Source organism: Pedobacter foliorum, from assembly GCF_013266735.1.
In the GTDB taxonomy this organism is placed as follows: Bacteria; Bacteroidota; Bacteroidia; order Sphingobacteriales; family Sphingobacteriaceae; genus Pedobacter; species Pedobacter foliorum.
The window spans coordinates 1-21,310 of record NZ_JABSNU010000010.1; the positions used below are offsets into that span (position 1 = coordinate 1).

Genomic DNA, 21,310 nt, shown 5'->3' on the forward strand with positions numbered 1-21,310 from the left:
AGTTATTGTGGTGTAATACCTACTTGTCACACAACCGGGGACAAAGAGGTCATCGGTGGGCTGACAAAACGTGGAAATGCTGTGATCAAAAACATTCTGATAGAAGCAGCATGGATTGCAGTCAAGAGAGATCCCGCACTGCTACTTTATTACAAAGAACAAATCGTTAGAATAAAAGGCCAGAAAGTAATTATTAAAGTAGCTAGAAAGCTCCTAAGCCGGATTCGATATGTATTACAAAATCAAGTAAAATATGAAATGGGCGTAATTAAATAACCTGATCTTACTAAAACATGTAAAACAAAACATTGGTATATAGCGCAACGAGGTCCTTGTAGCTGTCTCAGACTACTCATTTCAGTTTGCGCTATACCTTAATGAAAAATAATAGAAAATTGCGGCAAGGCGTCCGCTTAGAGAAGATTGTTTTATTGTTTGAAGAAGATCATTACAAATAAGATATGGAAATCAATGATGTTGTTAGGAGAGAAAAATCTCCTAACAACATCATTGATTGATAAAATATGGATAAATAAATTTGGATTTCAACATAGAAGGACCTCGCAATAGCAAGGCTTTCTTTCTCTTGAGGGATGCTGAAATAAATTCAGCATAGCGAAGGGACGCTGTCATTGGTAATTTATTTTGCTTCGCAGTTTCTTCGAGGTCAGCATCCCTCAAGAGAAAGAAAGCCTTGCTCTCACCTGCAAATATTGTAACAAAATAATATACAATCCGCGTAAAACTATTTTTTTAGTTTTATATTGTATTGAATATTAACGCCCTCATGAGATTTAAAATTGTAACACTTATAATTTGTTGCTGCTGTACTTTTACTGCCTTAGCGCAGACTAACTATGCTGTAAAAGGCATCGTTTCTGATACCACAACCAATGTGAAAATGGATCAGGCAACCATCAGCGTACTCGATGCCCGAGACTCCATACTTCAAAAGTTTACTTATGCAGATAAAGGAGCATTCAACATCAGCAACCTTAAGCCGGGCAAGTTCCTAATTATGGTTAACTATCCTGACTACGCCGATTTTGTAGAGAGTTTTACGCTCGATGCCTCCAAGCCAGTGTACAACTTTGGTAATATCAAAATGATCCTGCAATCTAAACTACTCAACGAAGTGATCATTAAAGCTAAAGTAGTGGCTATAAAAATAAAAGGAGATACTACAGAATTTAATGCTGCGGCCTATGCCACACAAAAGAACGCAAAGGTAGAAGACCTCCTAAAACAATTACAAGGAATGAAGATCAACCAAAGTGGAGTGATCATTTTTCAGGGAGAACCGGTAACCAAAATCCTCGTCGACGGAGAAGAGTTTTTTAGTGATGATCCAGGATTGGTATCCAAAACCGTCCGCGCAGATATGGTAAGCAAGGTGCAAGTTTACGACCAAAAAAGTGATCAAGCTAAGTTAACAGGTATAGAGGACGGAGTAAAAGTAAAAACCATCAATATTGTACTCAGAGAAGATAAAAGGAAAGGAGTGTTTGGGAAAGTTGATGGTGGGTACGGCACCGACGATTATTACACGGGGCAGATGATGTTCAATAAATTCGACCCAAAGAAAAAGATAGCAGCCTACGGTAATATTGGTAATACGGGCAATGTAGGCCTTAGTGGTGATAATAATTCCAAGTACGGGGCTGGCTACAGTAGGGGGAATTATGGTGGCAATGGCCTGCCATTCGCACGTGACGGTGGGGCTCATTATGATAACAAATGGAACAATGACAAACAATCTATCAATGCAAACTATAAGATCGGCGCATTAACTACTGAAGGCTCCAGTAATACTATGACTCAGAATAATCTACCCGATAATTTTAATAAAACAACATCGAACAAGTCATTCCGTCGTTATAGTTTTAACCAAAATTTAGATGCGGATTTTACATCTAAGCTAGACTCAACATCCGATCTTAGTGCTTCAGTTTATGGAAGTATTGATCCAGGAACATCTGACAATAAGACCCAGTCTTTTACGCTAAGGGGTAATGGTGTATTACTAAACGACAATGATGTAAGTTCTATTGGTAGTAACAATTATAAATATATGATTGCATCTGCTAATTATACCAAACGATTTAAAAAGAAAGGACGAAGCATTTCATTAAATACCAGAGGATCATCTTCACAATTTAGGTCGGATAATTACATGAAATCTGACTTAAAGTATTACAACGGTATGGGAGAATTGGATAGTGTTAATAGTATTGATCAATATAAACCTACTGCTTCGAACAGTAACTCGGTGTCTGCCGGATTTTCCTATAATGAAACATTATTCAAATCAATTTCATTATCAGCTAGCTATAACTTTTCTCAAAGCATTGGCACCAACAGCCAGCTATCTTTTGATAAATCAACGGACCGCTACGATAAGCTTGATTCCGTCTTTAGCAATAATTTTAAAGTTAAAACAATAACAAATTTTTACAATCTACGTATAGGCTATACTACAACTAAAGTCAATCTTAACATTGGTACAGGTATATCTGATGCCGATTCGGAACAAAAGGATCAACTAGCATCTGCCGATCTTAATCGTAGATTTACAAACTGGCGGCCTAATGCAAGGTTTACCTATCAGTTAAGTAAAGCAGCAGCCATAACTCTTAACTACAATGGCAATACTACCCAGCCAAACGATTATCAGTTGCAGCCATTAAGGCAAAATACCGACCCTTTAAACATTACTTTAGGCAACCCAATGCTTAAACCATCGTTTAATAATAGTTTTAGCTTTAATTACAGGCTTTATCAGCCAACCCTAGATAGAGGAATTAACTTTAATGCAAACTATGGCAGGAATATAAACACAATAGTATATAATCGGGTAACAGATTCAAGCGGTGTAAGTACCAGCCAATGGTCGAACCTTACGAGTAAACAGCCTACGGATTGGAAAGTAAATACGGAATTCTACGGACATGCTACAAAACTCAATTTTATTTTAAGTCTTAATTTTGAAGTTGATGGAAGAAACAGCTTTAATTATGTTAATGGTCAATTAAATGAATCGAAATCAATTGATTACTCTCCGTATGTTAGCATCTGGGCAAACACCGCTACCTACTCTTACAATTTTAATATCGGGCCAAAGTATTATCTCAATTCATCATCTCTACAGCAAATAAATAACAATAGACATGGGTTTTTCACTGATTTAGGTTTTAGTACCAAACTGCCATACAACTTCTTTATTAGTGCAGAGATGAACTATCAGTACACCGCTAAAAACAAAGTGTTTAATCAGGATTTTAGCCGTGTACTATTAAAATCATCAATTGGCAAAACTTTCTTAAAGGAAGAAAATTTAAAAATTACTATTTCGGGTAACGATTTGCTGAATCAAAATACAGGCTTTAGCAGATACGGAAGTATTGATAGTTTCACCGAAACAAGAAACACCACTATAAGAAGATACTTTATGTTTTCCGTAACCTGGGATTTTGCCAAGTTTGGTAAATCACTTCAACCACAACAATAATTATGAAATACGTATCTCAATTTTTCATTTGCCTATTAATACTTGGAGCGAACACACTTTTCGCACAGAACAAACATTTCATAACTAGTGGGGTTATTGAGTTCGAACGAACAGCCAATATGTTTGCTTTGGTTAAAAAGAAAGTAACCAAACATACAATGGAGAACAAGCCATTTTACGAGCAGTATTTAAGAACCGAACCCCAGTTCAGGACCCTTAAAAGCAAATTAACATTCGATAATAATACCACTCTTTTTACACCCACTGCTCCCGAAAAAGGTGTGCACTGGTGGTACGATACCCCAATGGCCAACCAGCTCAATCATGTTTTTTCTGATTTAAATACTCGTACAAGCATCATTCAAAAAGAGTTTTATGAACGAACCTATCTGGTTAAAGATAGCTTGCGTAACATAAAGTGGAAAATGACCGATGAAACCAGAGAAATAGCCGGTTATAAATGTCGCAGAGCCAACGCCCTCGTATTAGATTCCATATATATAGTCGCTTTTTATACTGATGAAATCCATGTATCCGGAGGGCCGGAATCATTTAATGGCCTGCCAGGTATGATACTGGGTGTAGCCGTACCACACGAAAACGTAACCTGGTTTGCCACTAAAGTAACCGATACTAGTGTAGATAAGAAAACCCTTGTTCCACCAAAAAAAGGAAAAGAGATAAACAATAAACAACTAAAAGAAGAAATTTTAAAAGCAACAAGCACCCATGGCGACTACTCTATTGTTGAATTAAAAGGACTTGTATTATAGGGCTTGTGCTTTAATAAGCTCTAACACCAGATTTAGCCTGTAAACTACAGGGTCGGTTACTCTCGGATAATTACTTGTTTTCAAAATCGTTATTTCTTTTTCTAAAAACAATGGTACATCCCTTATTACCGCTCCCGGTGCCAATTCAATTTCCGAAGGTAATTCTATTCCGTGAAACGCTGCCTCAAAATCTTCTGCTGTCATGACCGCAAAGTTAGCCGATTTTTAGTTTTATGAAGTGCTTTTCTTGAAAACTTCTCCCGGTAATTGACCAAATTGTTTTTTATAAATGGCAGCAAAGTACCCTGGTTTTACATGGCCAAGTTCATTAGCAACCTCACTAATTGAGTTGAAATTGCCACTTTTTAAAAGCACCTGTGCAAGATTTAACTTTTCTCTAAGAAAAAAACTATTAGGACTTTCTTTAAAGATCCTCTTAAACAGCTTTTTATATTTAGAGATAGACATACCTGCCTTTGCCGCCAGAAAATCAATTCCTGGGAATGGCCCTAAAAGTTGCTCCATCATATAGGTTTGAGTTTTGATAACCTGTGTAGTGTCTAATTCAGAAAGCTTCCCCAATATTGGTCCGATTTCATTGATGCGTTCTACCAGATACCCTAACACCTGTAATGTAGTGCCTCGTACAGATAACTCAAATGACGGATCATCATAGTTTTTCATTTTAAGCTTAAGCAGACATAAGCGCGTACGACTATCAATATGGCTCGAAAAAACAATACTATTTTTCTTATTATTTGTACTGTCTATATTTCCAAACAAGTACTTTTGAAGCAGAGGCTTAGATATGATTAACCAGAAAGAATACATTTTAAGAGAAGGAATGTAGCTGCTTTTTAAACTAGCATCAACAACAACCATCCCCAGTTTCGATTGATAATTTATTTTCCCCTGTTCCTTAATCTGATGGATATCAATTTCATCGCTTAAGTCGAAATAAGCAATATAATAATCCTCGGCATTAACAGTTTTGATCAATTCAATACTTCTTTGTAAACTGAAATCTACAATAAGCGACATCAACCCGGGCAATACCTCCATAAAGTACGCGCAACCTTTGGCAATATCATTAGGTAAAACCAATTGACATTTGTCATCAACCACGGAAATCTTTTTTCCTTTCTCCATTACAATGAGGCTGCGTATTCTTTAGGCGACATTTTAAAATAGTTTTTAAATTGCTCCGATAAATGAGAAGCACTTGTAAAGCTCAATTTTTCGGCCAATTCTCCAATTGTATATTGCCCCCTTGCAAGTAAATCTCTTGCCAGTTCGAGCTTGTTATTCAAGAAAAAGGCATTAGGTGTATATCCTGTAATTTTTTTATACAGGTTTTTGTACTTGGTTTCCGACATGTTAGCCTCTGCTGCAAGTGCAGCTATACCCGGAAAAACGCCCTCCTGGTTTTTAATTAAATTCGATTGAGAGATCAATATCATAGTAAGGTCTGAAGGCAGTACTTTACTAATCATAATTTCCCGTTTCATTATGCCATCAAGGCAGTTAGCTAAAAGATTGTAAACCAGTCCACCGAGTAGCAAATTAAAAGATATACTGCCCGGTATATTTTTTCTAAATTCATTAATGAGGTGCCAGCTGGCACTGCTCATATGAGCATAATGTATCAATGTATTTTGTTTCTCATCAAAAACACGATTAACCACTTCGTTAAGTACACCCGTTTTGGAGAGATATTCTCTTAATATACTCTTTTTCACAAAAAGGGAAATGCTGTAGCATTTACTTCCTGATTTTATCAGGTAATCGGTATTGAATTCGCCATCCACAATTGCCAGATTATAATTCCATCGCCCTACAGATCTCGAAACGTCGTCCATAATATGAACAGATTCACCTTCTGTAAGGTTAAAATATATGCCGGCAAAATCAGCTGTAGAGTTTTGCGGTTTGTATAATACATCTTGGTGATAAGTGGCGTCTATCAACATAACAGTAGTATTCTCACTCACCTGGAATACATAATGTGTGCCTGTAAATACATCTTCCGGGGCAATGGTGAAATTGTCACGCATATACCCTCCATGACTATGCGCCAGTTCTTCTACCCAGTCAGTTTCTACGGCAAAACGATATATTACCTCTTTCATATTCTATTAAATATCGGGAATTATCTCATAAATGATGCCATAGCACATTTTTAAATGTTATGAAAAATGTCCTGATTCGGTATTTTTAAACCTTATCTTGGCTCTCATTTACTGATACTTACGGTAATTTTGCGAAATAAGTTTGATAATAATATCGAACTTATTCAAGTCATGGGAATCGTTATTCAGAATAAAAAAGCACCTTCTTGCAGCCATCAGGCTACTAAGCAAATAAGATTGCATTCTGAACAATTGGTAATCGATGTAATAGAAGTGATGCTTAATTTGGAACTCTATACCATGCCCGTTTTTTATAATGAAAAACGCATTGGAATTATCCATTTTAAAGATCTGATCAGATTTCTTACGCACAGGGAACAAGGAGAGAGCCTTATTTATCACAAATTGAACTATAACGTAGAGAGTGTTATGGCTAAAATGGCTCAAATGAGTGAATTAGAGTATTTTAACGAAATTCAAAGTTAGAACGGTAATTAATCAGGCAATAGCTAATTTCCAAACCGCACATGATTTATTTAAAAACAGCGGATGGCATCAGTAGGTCGTATTTATAGGGTTTTCGATATGAAAAAGATTACTGTACTCTCCTAATGAGTCTGTATTGCTTCTGTATTGAGTCTATATTGCGTGAGCATTAACTGCGATATGAGTTCTTACTAATTTCGTTCTAGCTTCGATTTGGATTGAAAGTGAATAGAAGTCGGAACGAAGTAGAATAGAAGTCGAAACGAAGTTGAAGCTCACGCATTTTAATCGGATTACAGTCGCAATCCTTAACCATAGCTAAAGATCATATCGGTTACTACGCGTTCGTCATCCTGAGAGCCTAGCATTAGAAAGAATGCAAAAAAGTGATAATGACAATTGTTTAAGCGATCGTTATCCTGAATTTATTTTGCTTCGCAGCTTCTTCGAGGTCATGACCCCACACTAGCAAAGCTTTCTTTCTCTTGAGTGACGCTAAAATAAATTCAGCATGGCGAGTGTTTCATTGCTGCGCATGACAACCGCTTTAGCAAAATGAGAATCTAACATTTTCATGGCAAAACCTTTTTTAAAAGGTTTTAATTTTGCGTTAACCTCTCGCAAATTTTGTAGAAAACTATTGTAGTATGTTTAAAAAGAGCCTTTCTCATCTAGGGACGTTTTTTTTAGCTGTATTATCCCTACTGCCTTTGTCTATTCTGTATATCATGGCAGACACAGCTTACTTATTGATCTATTATGTTTTTGGTTACCGTAGAAAAGTAGTTAGAGAAAACCTGACAAATGCTTTTCCCGAGAAAACTATAGAGGAGGTCAGATCAATAGAGAAAAAATATTACAGATATCTTGCGGGATTAATCTTTGAGGTGATCAAGATGAGTAATATCTCAGTAAAAGAGATAAATAAACGCTTTGTTTTTAAAAACAAGGAGCAAGTAAATGAATATCTAAAAAACGGAGAAAGTGTACTGGTTTGTTCTGCCCATTATGGCAATTGGGAGTGGGGTACCATGGGAATAGGATTAAACTTCGTGACCGCTGATCATTATCCGATTTATAAACCATTAAGTAATCAGATTTTTGATAAGTGGTTTAGAAGAATCCGTAGCAAGTTTGGTAATAAACTGATTCCGATGCGTCAAACATTAAGGGCCATACAAGCTAGTAAAGACACCCCAAGTATTTTTAGTTTTGGGAATGATCAGTCGCCATCTAAGAATGAATTGCACTATTGGCAAACCTTTTTAAACCAACCCGCATATATTCAGTTGGGTATTGAAAAAATCGCAAAAAGAACCAATCGGCCTATTTTCTATTTTAGAATTAGTGTGATCAAAAGGGGGTATTATGAAGTAGATTGTGTACCACTTTGTTTAAATCCTAAAGATACTCAGGATTATGAAATCACCAGATTACATACTGAATTTCTTGAAGAGATCATTAAAAGCGAACCTGCATATTGGCTATGGAGTCATCGGAGATGGAAACATAAGCCCGCAGAAGCAATTTCAAATAACAATATTATAAAAGAGGAACAAATGCAGCAGTTTGCTTAAAACAAGCATCTTTTGTTTCTGTCTTTAACATTTGGAACCCCATTTTTTAGCATTAAGGAATATTCAGCGCAATACTTTTACTAATTCATAGTAAACTAACCAATGTAAACATGAATTTGAATGTGCTGCAAAAAGCATTTGGCACTTGCATTTTTTGCTTTTTAATATTCGCTTGTAAAAAGGCCGGAAGTGTTGAAGATAAATCACAGCCACCTGTGACGGTTGAACGGTTTAATATCAATGCTAAACTTGTTACACCCAATCCAAGCCCTGAAGCCAATAAACTTTACCAGTTTCTTCGCGAGAACTATGGCAAGAAAATCCTTTCAGGAGTGATGACGCTTAATAGCTTTGACGAAACCAATTGGCTTAAAGCAAATACGGGAAAAGAACCCGCCATTATAGGGCTCGATTTTATGCATTGCAATCGTGGCTACACCTGGTACGATGATAAAACACCAATTAAAGATGCCAAATCTTACTGGCTTAGGAATGGCATCCCCGTAATGGTTTGGCATTGGAGAGACCCCTTAAGAACAACTGAAGAGTTTTATTCTAACAAAACAACCTTTGATATTTCGAAGATTAATGACCCCCAATCAGCAGAATATAAAGCCATGTTAAACGACATAGATTACGTTGCCGGTTTGCTAAAGGAGCTACAAAAGGACAATGTACCTGTGATATGGAGGCCTTTACATGAAGCTGCAGGAACCTGGTTTTGGTGGGGTGCAAAAGGAGCTGCACCATGTAAAAAACTTTATCAGTTAATGTATGATCGGATGGTGAATTACCATAAACTAAATAACCTGATTTGGGTTTGGACCAGAGAACCCAATGATGATGCCTGGTATCCTGGAGATGAGTATGTGGATATTGTTGGCAGAGATATTTATAAGCAAGGTGACCACACTTCGCAATTGGCAGAATTTAATGCATTAACTAGTCTTTATGGTAATAAAAAGATGGTTACCATAAGCGAATGTGGTTCTATGCCAGATGTAGATAACCTAACTAAAGATGCTGCTGCGTGGTCGTGGTTTATGCCTTGGTATGGGGACTTTGTAAGATCCGGGACAAACAATTCTTTAGATTTATGGAAAAAAATGTTTGCCAGCAATTATGTAATCACATTAGACGAAATGCCTTCTTTAAAAAATCAGTAAATTACAATTTCATGAACCTGAAGTATTTGTTAATTACCCTTACGGGGCTGTTTGTAAATGCAGCAACAGCTCAACAACGTAACCTTATAGATCCTTTGGCAACAAAGGAAACCAAATCGCTTTTTAAAAACCTGTATAAATTATCTGAAAAACATACTTTGTTTGGGCATCAGCACGCTACAGAGTATGGTCATGGTTGGTCTGGCGAGGCCAATCGATCGGATGTTAAGTCTGTTGTAGGTTCGCATCCGGCAGTAATTGGTATTGATTTGTCGGAAATGTCGGGCCAACCACAAGAGCAGATTGAGAAAACAAAAGAACATTTGCGCAAAAATGTAATCGATACTTATAACAGGGGTGGGGTTACTACTGTGGCTTGGCATTTTTCTAATCCTGTTTCGCCAGGTGGTTTTTACTGGGTAGATTCGGTTTCATTGCCTGCTGTAAAATATATTATTCCGGGAGGTAAGGAACACGCTAAGTATGTTAAAATACTTAACGATGTGGCTGATTGGGCAAAGAGCCTGAAAGGGGCCGATGGTAAGCTTGTTCCTGTAATTTTTAGACCTTATCATGAGTTTGATGGCGACTGGTTTTGGTGGGGTAAATCGCATTGCACAGTTGATGAGTTTAAAGCTTTATGGAAGTTTACTGTTTCTTATTTGCGTGATACGGCAGGGGTACACAACTTTATTTATGCATTTTCTCCGGATAATCAATTCAATTCTGAACAAGAGTATTTGGCACGTTTCCCTGGAAATGAATGGGTAGATATGCTCGGAATGGATAATTATGGTGATATGGGGCGTTATGGTAAATACAATCTGGATGCTGCTATTAATAAACTTCGTATAGTTTCAGCTTATGCTCAAAAGAATGGCAAGCTGGCTGCTTTTACAGAAACCGGATTAGAATCGTTAAGCAATCCAAACTGGTGGAATGACGTGTTGCTTAAGGTGATGAAAAGCGATAAGATAAGAATGAGCTATGTGCTGGTTTGGCGTAATGATACCAAGAGTGCCACACATTTTTACGCACCTTATCCTGGGCATCCTAATATTCCTGATTTTCAGAAGTTTTATGATGATCCATACACCCTTTTTGAAAAGGATCTTAAAGCGATTTATAAATAATGTATATTGACAATCGGCACGAATGGGGAAAAAACTGAAAATACTGATATTGTTAGGGCTATGCTTATTTACAAGCATGTCTACTTTTGCGCAGTACAATCAGTATCAGTTTTCTCATCTGGATATTAATAATGGACTTCCGCATAACGATGTCAATTGCTTTTATAAAGATGATAAAGGGTTTTTGTGGTTAGGTACACTTTCTGGCCTTGCCAGATTTGATGGGTATAGTTTTAAGGTATACAAGAACAGGATAAAAAACAAGTCGACCATAAGCGACAGTGATGTACGATCTATAGTTCAAGGTCCAGATAGTAAGTTTTTTATAGAAACAAGGGCAGGCATGGATGTATATGATCCTGTAACCGAATTGTTTGATCACAATATACAACCCGAACTTTCAAAATATGGTGTTCCGGGAATAACAATAAGAGCACTGAAAAAAGGTAATTCAGGAAGATTTTGGTTTATCTCTCCCTCGTCTGGATTGTATAAGTATGATACGGTATCAAAGAAAACGACATACGTTGCTCATAAAGTTAGAAGAGAAAGCAGCTTGTCGGCCAGCCCGATTATAGACTTAGCAGAGGATAAAGAAGGAAATGCATGGCTTATCCATTCTGACGGAAAGTTGGAGATGCTTAAAAAGAACTCGGATGTTGTTGTTCAAAGAATAGATTTATCGAGTAAATTCTCTAATAAGGAAAGTGATACCTACAAGATTTTTATAGACAAACAGGGGTTAATATGGATTTACGATATATCAACCTCTACAGGGGTTTATTACTTTGATCCAGTAAAAAATGAGCTGAATAAGATCAGTAAAAACTCGCCTGTAGTTAAGCTAAACTCTGATATTGTAACAGGCATTATTCAGGACAATAGTGATAACATTTGGATAGGTACAGATCATGGGGGGATTAATCTAATTGATAAGAAGAACTTCAGTGTCAGGTATATCCTTAATAACGAGAATGATAGTAAGAGCTTAAGTCAGAACAGTATTTCGAGTATTTATTACGATAACCTGGGTATGGTTTGGATAGGTACCTTCAGAAAGGGAATTAATTTTTACCACCCCAATATCATTAAGTTTAACCTCATTAAGCACTCTTCCGATCCGAATAGCTTAATACACAGTGATGTAAACCGAATGGTTGAGGATAAGGCAGGTAATATCTGGATTGGTACCAATGGAAAGGGACTGGTTTATTACAACCGAAGTACCCATAAATTCACTTCTTACAGGCATGATCCTGCAAATAATAATAGCTTATCGCATGATGCGATTGTTGCTATTTATATAGATCGGTTTGAAAAACTATGGATAGGAACTTACACCGGGGGCTTTGATTATCTGGATAATGGCAAGTTTACCCATTATAAATACGATGCTTCTGATCCCGAAAGTTTAAGCGACAATAAAGTAGCTGATTTTCTTGAAGATTCTTCGCACAGGTTTTGGATAGGAACCATGGGTGGTGGACTTAACTTATTCGATAGAACTACAAAGAAGTTTAAAAGGTACACGCAGAATCTGAATCTTATTAGTTCGGATTATGTGTTTAAGGTTTTAGAAGATTCTCATCAAAACATATGGACGGGGACTTCTTATGGGATGAATGTATTGCCTAAAGGTGGTACAAAGTTTATCCGCATTATAAACGACCCGAAGGATGATAATAGTTTGATCAATAATAATATCAATAGCTTTATTGAGGATAGCAAGGGGTATTTGTGGATAGGAACCAGAGATGGATTGAGTATCTACAACCTAAAAACCAAAACCTTTTACAATTACACCATTGAAAATGGATTGCCTGATAATAATATCATGGATATTCAGGAAGATAATCAAGGCGATTTTTGGGTTAGTACTTCTAATGGCTTATCAAAAATATCGGTTAAATATGGGAATAAGCTTAATCTTGTTTTTAAGAACTTTGACGAGAATGATGGTTTACAGGGTAAAGAATTTAACAGAATAGCTTCGGTAAAACTAAAAACCGGAGAGCTGGCTTTTGGTGGGCCTGATGGGATTAACATCTTCCAGCCATCATTAATTAAATCTTATAATCAAACCTTTAAGCTCTTTATTACCGACTTTCAACTGTTCAATAAAAGTGTAACAGCTAACACTGCTTTTGATGGCAGGGTAATACTTAAGAAATCTATTTTTGATACCAAAGAGATTACTTTAGATCACGATCAGAATGTATTTACCATTGAGTTTGCATCCTTAAACTACATTGGTCCGCATAAGGTGAAGCACCAGTATATGTTGGAGGGTTTTGATAAAACATGGATTTCGGCAGATAATACTTTACGCAAGGCTACCTACACAAATCTCGACCCCGGAGACTATGTTTTTAAGGTACGTGCATCAAGTACGGAAAACATAGCTGATGCTGTACCGGTAACTTTAAAAATAAGAATCCTGAACCCCTGGTATACTTCTACAGTGGCTTATATTCTTTATTTTTTAGCCATAGGGGGTGCCTTGTATTACTTAAGATATCGTGGTATCCAAAAGCTAAAACAACAATTTGCTGCGGAACAGGAAAAACTAGAGGTTCAAAGGGTGATTGAACAAGAGAAAATAGAATCTCAGCGTTTACTGGATAATGAGCGCTTGGAAGCCATGAGGTACAGAGATCTTGATGCTATGAAAATCAAGTTCTTAACCAATGTGAGTCATGAATTTAGAACACCTTTATCGCTAATTTTGGCGCCTATAGATAAAATATTGAAAGGCACATCAGATAATCTGATTAAAGAACAGGTAGCGCTGATACAGAAAAACGCTAAACGCCTACTGAATCTGGTAAATCAGTTGCTCGATTTCAGAAAGATGGAGCTTAAAGAAATTAAGCTACAAAAAAGACCGGGTGATATCATTTCGTTTATTAGAGACATTACTTATTCTTTTAAAGACCTTGCAGAACAAAAAAACATCCTGCTCACCTTTAATGCTACTTACGAAAAGCTGGATGTAAACTTTGATCATGATAAAATAGAACGTATTCTGTTTAACCTGCTGTCTAACAGTTTTAAATTTACATTGGATAACGGAAAGGTTAATGTTTCTGTAGACTGTATTATGGTTGATCAGTATATGGTTGAGATTAAAGTACGGGACACAGGAATAGGCATCCCTAAGGAAAAACAGGATAAGATATTTGAAAGTTTCTTCCAGAATGACATTCCTGAATCTATCATCAATCAGGGTAGTGGGATAGGTTTAGCCATCACAAAAGAGTTTGTGAAACTGCATGGTGGTGAGATATTTCTGGAAAGCGATGAAAACGTAGGCAGTTGCTTTACCATTTTACTGCCTTTTGAAGAACTTAGAAACCAAAGTAATCCAACAGATAGTTTTGTAGACAATGTAATTGTTGATGAGGATGCGCTTAATGGTCAGCAGGCAAATGTTACTATTTCTTCCAAAAAGGCCACCGTATTGCTTGTAGAAGATGATGCTGATCTGCGCTTTTACCTTAAAGACAATTTAAAGGAAGATTTTAATGTAATAGAAGCAGGAAACGGTAAGGATGGTTGGCAAAAGGCGCTGTTTTATCATCCAAGTATTATTGTCAGCGATATCTCTATGCCCGAAATGACTGGTATTGAGCTTTGCAAAAAGATCAAAGGCGATTCTAGAACAACACAAATACCTGTGGTGCTGCTAACTGCACTAACAGGAGAGGAACAAGAGCTAATGGGTTTAGAAACAGGGGCTAATGATTATATGACCAAGCCGTTCAGCTTTGAAATCCTGAACTCTAAAATCCGTAATATACTTGTTCAGCAGGAATCCTTCAGAAAGCTTTACCAGAAACAGGTAGAGGTGCAGCCTGTAACGGTAGAAATGGAAAGTCCTGATGAACAGTTCTTACAGCAGGTATTGCAGGAAATAGAAAAGAATATAGATAACAGTAATTTCTCTGTAGACATTCTGAGCAGCCTGATGTTGGTAAGCCGGGTAACCTTATACAAAAGAATTGTGGCACTTACAGGTAAAACTCCGTTGGAGTTTATCAAATCATATCGTTTAAAACGCGCAGCTCAGTTACTGGAACAGGGTAAATTAACTGTTTCGCAGATCTGCTATAAGGTTGGTTTTAAAACCACAAAGAACTTCGTTAAATCTTTTAAAGAAGAATTTGATGTACTGCCATCAAAATATGCTGAAAACAAGGATATTAATGCATAATAGCCTTTTTTGTTAAAGATTAACATTTGAGTCCCCCTTTTTTAGCAATAGAGGATTCAGTTGTCTCTAGTTTTAACAAATGGAAACCCATCCAATGGGTGGATCAACTAAACCAAATATGACGACCAAAAATGAAAACGACAAGAACGAGTTGTAATGAATGGATTTATATTCTGTTCATAGTCTTTACACTAACTGGTATCACTAAGTCCAGTTACTCCCAAAGTAACACAGGGAAATTAATTACAGGTGTTGTTTCTGATGATAGCGGAACAACTTTGCCCGGCGCATCAATAATGGTAAAGGGAACCAAAGTTACCGCGTTAACCAATAATGAGGGTAAGTACTCTATTATGGTTACATCCAATTCCAGTGTGCTTGTTTTTTCTTATGTGGGTATGACCACGCAAGAACTTACAGTAGGTTCAAATTCGACCTTAAACGCTAATTTGAAATCTTCTACATCAACCTTATCAGATGTGGTTGTAATTGGTTACGGTACATTACGTAAATCAGAAGTAACCTCAGCAATTTCATCTGTATCACAGAAAGATATTAAAAACTTACCTGTAGCCGGTGTAGATCAGGCATTACAAGGTAAAGTTGCCGGTGTTACCATCAACAACAATGGAGGACAACCAGGTGGAGGTGTTTCTGTGAGGATCAGAGGGCTTACTTCGACAGGCGATAACAACGAACCTTTATATGTAATAGATGGAGTTGCGATGGATGGTAAAAGTAGTTCGCTGGAACAAAATGTATTGGGTGGTGGCTCAGGACAGGTTGGTCAGAGTGTTATGGCTACCTTAAATCCTGCCGATATAGAAACTATAGACATTTTAAAGGATGCCTCCGCTCAGGCTATTTATGGAGCCAGAGGTGCCAACGGGGTTGTATTAATTAATACTAAAAGGGGTAAAGCTAACCAAGGCAAAATTACTTACGATTCTTATGTGGGTATGGCCGAGATTCCTAAAAAGCTTTCGGTAATGAACTTGCGTCAAAATGCAGAATACATGAATTCTTTGGTACAGGAAGTAAGAGCTGTTCCGGGAAGTGGAATGGATAGTATTGGCGAGTTTAGGAATCCATCCCTATTGGGTAAAGGAACTGATTGGCAGGATGAGATTTATATAAGAGGTTTTACGCAAAGTCATCAGCTTGCTTTTTCAGGCGGATCAGAGAAAACCCAATTCTATTTTTCAAGTGGATTTCTTGATCAGGAAGGTACACTGATTAAAACAGGATTTAACAGGGTAACCTTAAGAGCAAATATTGATCATCAGGCTACCAAATGGTTAAAAACAGGTATTACAGCAAATTTATCCAGAACAAAACAGCAAATTGGATTGTCGGATGGTTTTGATGCGGTAACCAGTACAGTGCTTTACAATAGCCCTGCAACACCTGTTAAGGATATTAATGGTAACTACATCTCTACCAATGTAATTGGAGGAAGCACATTTGGAAATCCTAATAACCCTGTGGCATTAGCTAATTTGCGTGATGTAACCAATAAAACTTCGAGAGCTTTTGGTGCACTATATGCAGACTTGAACATTATAGATGGCCTTGTGATCAGATCAGAAGGTAACTTTGATTTTAGCCTTTCAGCTGATAAAGCCTTTCAGCCATATGTTTACAATGAGGCTACTAAAAGTGTGATTATTTCTCCTGCCAGATTAAGGGATCAAAGACAAAACACGCTTTATTGGGCTTTAAAAAACTATGCTAACTACAACAAAACTTTTGGTAAACATAATTTGGGAGCAACGTTAGGTCATGAGGCTCAGCGTTCAACTTATGATATGATTAGCGGTAAAAGAGATAACCTGAAGTTGAATATTCCGAACCTAAATGCAGGTGATGGAGGGGATACTCAGGATATACAGGCCAATGCGTCAACATGGAGTATGGAATCTGTATTTGCAAGGTTAAATTATACTTATGATAACCGCTATTCCATCAGCGGAACGATTAGAAGAGATGGTTCATCAAATTTTGGTGCAGGTCATAAATGGGGAACATTTCCTGCGGTTTCTGCTTCATGGACTGCAAGTAATGAATCTTTCTTAAAAGAAAATAAATACATAAACTACTTGAAATTTAGATTTGGCTATGGTGAGGTAGGGGGGCAGGATGCCGGAGGAGGGAATTTGTACTCATCAAATATTACTCTTTTTGGTACCGCCCCTTTTGGCCCGGGTGGATTACCTGCCAATGTAGCCAATCCGCTAATTACATGGCAGTCGGTTAATACTTACAATGGAGGTATAGACCTTAGCACATGGAATAAAAAATTGGAGGTGAGTGTAGATGTGTATAAGAAGATAACGTCTGATATGATTTTGCCTACTCAGCTGGGCGCTTATTCTGGCTTGGGTACTGCATGGAATGATATAAAAACTCCAATTACAAATGCGGGTAGAATGACAAATACAGGTTTTGATATCGGATTAACTTCTTACAATATTCAAAACGACAATTTCTCATGGAAAACCAATATCATATTTAGCAGGTATAAAAATATCTTAAACAAAATGAATCAGCCCGATGCTACCATACCGGGTATGTTTGATGAGTACGGAACAAAATCTTTGGTAACGTTGTCTCAGCAAGGCCGTCCGCTTGGTGCGTTTTATGGCTATGTTACAGATGGGTTATTTAGGTCGCAAGAAGAACTGAATAACGGAATCGATTATGGTTTAGCCAGAGCACCGGGTAGCTTATGGTTAGGTGATGTAAGATTTAAAGATCTTAATGGCGATAAGGTGGTTGATGATAAGGATGTTACCGTAATTGGGAATCCTAACCCTGATTTTACTTACGGTTTTACCAATACCTTTAGCTATAAGGGAATAGACCTATCTATATTTATTTATGGTAGCCAGGGTGGCGATATTTTTAACTACAGCCGTCGCCAAACAGAGGCATTAAGTTCGCCATATGCAAATCAGCTTACTTCGGTTTTAAACAGATATACTACGAGCAATCCAAATGGTGATTTGCCAAGGTACAACCAATGGCATAACAACAACTCCAGAATATCTGACAGATATATTGAGGATGGATCTTACCTGAGGATACAAAATGTAGCATTGGGTTATAACCTACCTAAATCTTTAATTAACAAGATAAAAGTGAACAATGCAAGGTTTTATGTGTCGGTACAGAACCTATACACATTTACCAATTACTCTGGTTACGACCCGGAGCTGGGTGCACTTAACAACAACATCAGGTTCATGAATATTGACAATGGTCATTATCCGGTTCCAAGAACATTTACAATTGGAACTAACATCGAATTCTAACCTCTAAAAATTAAAGTAATGAAAACTAATATTATCATCATACTTTTTGCAGCCGCTTTAGTTGGGGTTTCCTGTAAAAAGAGCTTTCTGGATAATCCCTCAGAAACGGGGCCAACAACAGAAAATTATTATACCACAGCATCTGAAGTAAACGGGGCTACTGGGCTGTTATACAACTCGGTATGGAACGACTGGTCGGACAAGGCGTTTATATCAGTAGGCGATGTTCTTGGGGGTACTGTAACAGGTGTTCAGGGCAATGCGCAATACAATTCATTTTACAATTTTAACATCCAAAGTACTGATGGTTTGGTGATGGACACCTGGAAGTCGTGCTATAAGGCAGCTGGACAAGCATCGGTATTGATTCATGCTTTTATGGAGAAAAAAGCACAGGTTTCTGATCCTGCATATCTTGATGTGGGTATTGCTGAAGCTAAGTTTATACGCGGATTCGCTTATTTTTATATCGGTCGTGCTTTTGGTGACGCACCAATTGTAGAAAACCCTGTTGAATTAACTAAAGAAGGTGCTCCGCTTACTCCAAGGTATCTTCAAAAAGATGTATTAAAGTTTGCGCTTGAAGACTTAAAGTTCGCAGAAGAGAACCTGCCGGAGATAGCTACACAAGATGGTCGTGTTAACAAATACTCGGCAAAGGGTATGATGGCCAAAATTTATCTTTACTTAAAGGACTATGAAAATGCCAGAATAAAGGCTAAAGAGGTTATGGATTATGCTTTGTCGACCCAAAGGATTGGCTTAAATCCTGACTTTCAGGGGATGTTTACTTCATCAGATATAGCCAATAAAAACAACAAAGAAATGTTGTTTTCATTAAGGTGGTTGGCCTCTATGGGATGGAACGGCGGAAACAGGTATATGCTTTATGTAGGGCCTCAACCGTTGCTAAAACCAAAGCCAACCGGTGGAAATGGTTATTCGGCAGTGGTTCCATCATTTGATATGTTAAATGCATCAACAGGTTATGCAACTGGGGATTTAAGAAAAGGCTGGTCGGTAATGCAGCAAGGTTTTCATAATCCAAATTGGATTAATGACAACTTCCCTACTGGGTTTACTTATGATACAACCGGTATAACCAGCGATTTTAAAATCCAGACAGGTACGCGTTCTAACATTCAGAAATACGTAGTAGGACCTAACAGAAGCACGGAAGTTGTAACTTCTGATAGTCACAATAGCATTTCGACTTATATTTTGCGTTATGCCGATGTATTATTGATTTATGCCGAGGCTGTACTTGCAGGTGGAACATCGACTAGTGATGCTATTGCTTTAGAGGCATTTAATCAGGTACATAACCGTGCTGGCTTGGTAAGTTTAACGAGCATCACGCTCGATGATATTTTGCATGAGCGTAAAGTAGAATTTGCATTTGAAGGCGATTATTGGTTTGACATACAAAGACAAGGATTTGCTAAAGCACAACAGATGATAGCCGTACAGGAGCGTGGTACAGTAGGTGGTAACGGGCAGTTAACCAGCTTTAAAGCCACGCTTTCTTCGGCAAAACAGTTGTACCTTCCGGTACCACAACCAGAAACAGTTATTAATCCATTGCTGCTTCAACCGGCAGTAGCTTATTATAAATAGACATGAAGACTATTAAAAATCTAAAAATATTCCTGCTGGCAGGTGTATTAATCTTAGCCGGCTGTACAAAAGAAGAACAGTCGGAAAGTAAAGCCTCAAAGAACCCTGTTGCTGACAAGCTTGATCCGGAGAAAGCAAGTGGAAACACTGTGCTTACTTTAACGGGTAGCGGCCTCGGTGGTATAACCAGCGTTGTGTTTGAAAAGGGTAATGTTCCTGCTCCTTTTAATCCTACGCTGAATACCGACAGGGCGTTGATATTTAGGGTGCCAGATACGGCTAATGGTGGCGCTCAGAACATAATATTAACCAACAGACTTGGGGCTCAGCTAAAAGTGCCTTTCAATGTGGTTGCCTTGCCATTGGTAAATACGGCTTCGAACTACAATTTTATTGAGGGTACTGAGATTACTTTGGTGGGTAATAACTTGCAAGATGTAACCAGTATAACCATTGATGGAACTGCTGCTGCGGCGAGCATTGTAACTCAATCTAAAAAAGAACTGGTTATAAAAATGCCTGCAACTACGGTAAATAGTGCAAAACTTGTGCTTACCAATTCTACAGGGCCAATTACTACTAATCAGGTCTTTGTAAATTTGGATAAAGCTTACAAAATCTTTACTGATGATTATGGTAATGGTTTCGAAAACGGATCGTGGGGCCCTGCATCAATATCTTCAGCTTTTGCTAAAAGCGGAACTAAATCATTTAAAGCCGGGTATAACAAAGGTAATTGGAGTGCAGATGGCTTTGCCAACTGGAACGGTGTAGCAAGTATGCCGGAGTACAATTACCTGTCGTTCTGGGTAAAAGGTGCTTCGGCCGATTATACACTTTATGTAACGGGTGATGCAAGGGCAGGAGGATATGGAAATTCGGACAGAAGTGTGCCTATTGCTGTGCCGGCAAATGTGTGGACTTATTTTAAAATTCCAATGACCACACTTGAGCTTTGGAAAAAAGGCCCAATGAAACAACTAGGCTTCTGGATAGAAGGACCGGAGAAACAAGATGAAGCGTTTTACTTTGATGATGTTATTTTAGTAAAGTAGGGTTGTTTTAGTGAAGTATCGTTGTTTTAGTGAAGTATCGTTGTTTTAGTGAAGTATGGTTGTTTTTCTAAGCGATTGTCATCGCGAGAAAAGTTAACACGATCGTCATCCTGAATTTATTTCAGGACCTCGTTTAAGCAGGTTTTAAATGCAATTTGCGAGGTCCTGAAATAAATTCAGGATGACGATTTGGTTATTCCATGATGACGATTTGGTTATATCTTGAGACTGGGTGAGATGTTTAATGATGACTATGTGTTAATAACAATGGCTGTGTTAATAACAATGATCACGTTATCAGTAATTTTACCTACGAAATAACTATTGTATTATGCCGAA

Annotated in this window: 14 protein-coding genes; 11 read left to right on the forward strand and 3 right to left on the reverse strand. The window is 37.6% G+C overall.

Translation table 11 applies throughout. The features are described 5' to 3' along the window. The 3 genes from HQN83_RS18075 to HQN83_RS18085 form a co-directional block, all read left to right on the forward strand. Positions 1–276 (forward strand): transposase (locus HQN83_RS18075; protein ID WP_173091969.1); only part of this gene is annotated, 276 nt, incomplete at its 5' end. Between the two features lie 511 nt (positions 277–787). After that, positions 788–3,508, forward strand: a complete 2,721-nt coding sequence (locus HQN83_RS18080; protein WP_173091971.1) for a TonB-dependent receptor — start codon at positions 788–790, stop codon at positions 3,506–3,508. A 2-nt stretch (positions 3,509–3,510) separates the two neighbouring features. Continuing rightward, the gene (locus HQN83_RS18085; protein WP_173091973.1) at positions 3,511–4,281 is read left to right on the forward strand and encodes a GLPGLI family protein; all 771 of its coding nucleotides are present in this window, start codon (positions 3,511–3,513) and stop codon (positions 4,279–4,281) included. Here HQN83_RS18085 and HQN83_RS18090 read toward each other — a convergent pair. The 3 genes from HQN83_RS18090 to HQN83_RS18100 are packed head-to-tail and all read right to left on the reverse strand — an operon-like array spanning position 4,276 to position 6,410. Continuing rightward, complete coding sequence (locus tag HQN83_RS18090; RefSeq protein WP_173091975.1) at positions 4,276–4,485, reverse strand: DUF6965 family protein; 210 nt, start codon at positions 4,483–4,485, stop codon at positions 4,276–4,278. The genes HQN83_RS18085 and HQN83_RS18090 overlap by 6 nt on opposite strands. A gap of 27 nt (positions 4,486–4,512) precedes the next feature. Further along, on the reverse strand, positions 4,513–5,430 hold the full coding sequence (locus HQN83_RS18095) for a helix-turn-helix transcriptional regulator (protein WP_173091977.1): 918 nt from the start codon (positions 5,428–5,430) through the stop codon (positions 4,513–4,515). Continuing rightward, positions 5,430–6,410: a helix-turn-helix domain-containing protein gene (locus HQN83_RS18100; protein ID WP_173091979.1), complete on the reverse strand. Its 981-nt coding sequence runs from the start codon at positions 6,408–6,410 to the stop codon at positions 5,430–5,432. The genes HQN83_RS18095 and HQN83_RS18100 overlap by 1 nt, the downstream gene beginning before the upstream one ends. A gap of 171 nt (positions 6,411–6,581) precedes the next feature. On the opposite strand from HQN83_RS18100, the gene HQN83_RS18105 reads away from it, so the two are divergent. The 8 genes from HQN83_RS18105 (at position 6,582) to HQN83_RS18140 (ending at position 20,971) form a co-directional block, all read left to right on the forward strand. After that, a complete protein-coding gene (locus HQN83_RS18105) occupies positions 6,582–6,896 on the forward strand; it encodes a hypothetical protein (protein WP_173091981.1) in 315 nt (104 codons plus the stop codon). Positions 6,897–7,543: 647 nt separating this feature from the next. Beyond that, positions 7,544–8,473, forward strand: a complete 930-nt coding sequence (locus tag HQN83_RS18110; protein ID WP_173091983.1) for a lysophospholipid acyltransferase family protein — start codon at positions 7,544–7,546, stop codon at positions 8,471–8,473. Positions 8,474–8,583: 110 nt separating this feature from the next. Further along, complete coding sequence (locus HQN83_RS18115; protein WP_173091985.1) at positions 8,584–9,639, forward strand: glycosyl hydrolase; 1,056 nt, start codon at positions 8,584–8,586, stop codon at positions 9,637–9,639. Positions 9,640–9,650: 11 nt separating this feature from the next. Then, positions 9,651–10,772, forward strand: coding sequence for a glycoside hydrolase family 26 protein (locus tag HQN83_RS18120; RefSeq protein ID WP_173091987.1), 1,122 nt, complete (start codon positions 9,651–9,653; stop codon positions 10,770–10,772). A 76-nt stretch (positions 10,773–10,848) separates the two neighbouring features. Continuing rightward, positions 10,849–14,985, forward strand: a complete 4,137-nt coding sequence (locus tag HQN83_RS18125) for a hybrid sensor histidine kinase/response regulator transcription factor (protein ID WP_246254543.1) — start codon at positions 10,849–10,851, stop codon at positions 14,983–14,985. Positions 14,986–15,116: 131 nt separating this feature from the next. Continuing rightward, positions 15,117–18,299: a SusC/RagA family TonB-linked outer membrane protein gene (locus tag HQN83_RS18130; protein ID WP_173091991.1), complete on the forward strand. Its 3,183-nt coding sequence runs from the start codon at positions 15,117–15,119 to the stop codon at positions 18,297–18,299. Positions 18,300–18,317: 18 nt separating this feature from the next. Further along, positions 18,318–19,916, forward strand: coding sequence for a RagB/SusD family nutrient uptake outer membrane protein (locus tag HQN83_RS18135; RefSeq protein WP_173091993.1), 1,599 nt, complete (start codon positions 18,318–18,320; stop codon positions 19,914–19,916). 2 nt (positions 19,917–19,918) lie between these two features. Then, positions 19,919–20,971: an IPT/TIG domain-containing protein gene (locus HQN83_RS18140; protein ID WP_173091995.1), complete on the forward strand. Its 1,053-nt coding sequence runs from the start codon at positions 19,919–19,921 to the stop codon at positions 20,969–20,971. Positions 20,972–21,310: the final 339 nt, after the last annotated feature.

What these genes read in the sequence shown, in the direction of transcription:
- HQN83_RS18080 (WP_173091971.1), top strand. Translation starts at nt 788, where the DNA reads ATGAGATTTAAAATTGTAACACTTATAATTTGTTGCTGCTGTACTTTT.
- HQN83_RS18085 (WP_173091973.1), top strand. Translation starts at nt 3,511, where the DNA reads ATGAAATACGTATCTCAATTTTTCATTTGCCTATTAATACTTGGAGCG.
- HQN83_RS18090 (WP_173091975.1), bottom strand. Translation starts at nt 4,485, where the DNA reads ATGACAGCAGAAGATTTTGAGGCAGCGTTTCACGGAATAGAATTACCT.
- HQN83_RS18095 (WP_173091977.1), bottom strand. Translation starts at nt 5,430, where the DNA reads ATGGAGAAAGGAAAAAAGATTTCCGTGGTTGATGACAAATGTCAATTG.
- HQN83_RS18100 (WP_173091979.1), bottom strand. Translation starts at nt 6,410, where the DNA reads ATGAAAGAGGTAATATATCGTTTTGCCGTAGAAACTGACTGGGTAGAA.
- HQN83_RS18105 (WP_173091981.1), top strand. Translation starts at nt 6,582, where the DNA reads ATGGGAATCGTTATTCAGAATAAAAAAGCACCTTCTTGCAGCCATCAG.
- HQN83_RS18110 (WP_173091983.1), top strand. Translation starts at nt 7,544, where the DNA reads ATGTTTAAAAAGAGCCTTTCTCATCTAGGGACGTTTTTTTTAGCTGTA.
- HQN83_RS18115 (WP_173091985.1), top strand. Translation starts at nt 8,584, where the DNA reads ATGAATTTGAATGTGCTGCAAAAAGCATTTGGCACTTGCATTTTTTGC.
- HQN83_RS18120 (WP_173091987.1), top strand. Translation starts at nt 9,651, where the DNA reads ATGAACCTGAAGTATTTGTTAATTACCCTTACGGGGCTGTTTGTAAAT.
- HQN83_RS18125 (WP_246254543.1), top strand. Translation starts at nt 10,849, where the DNA reads ATGTCTACTTTTGCGCAGTACAATCAGTATCAGTTTTCTCATCTGGAT.
- HQN83_RS18130 (WP_173091991.1), top strand. Translation starts at nt 15,117, where the DNA reads ATGAAAACGACAAGAACGAGTTGTAATGAATGGATTTATATTCTGTTC.
- HQN83_RS18135 (WP_173091993.1), top strand. Translation starts at nt 18,318, where the DNA reads ATGAAAACTAATATTATCATCATACTTTTTGCAGCCGCTTTAGTTGGG.
- HQN83_RS18140 (WP_173091995.1), top strand. Translation starts at nt 19,919, where the DNA reads ATGAAGACTATTAAAAATCTAAAAATATTCCTGCTGGCAGGTGTATTA.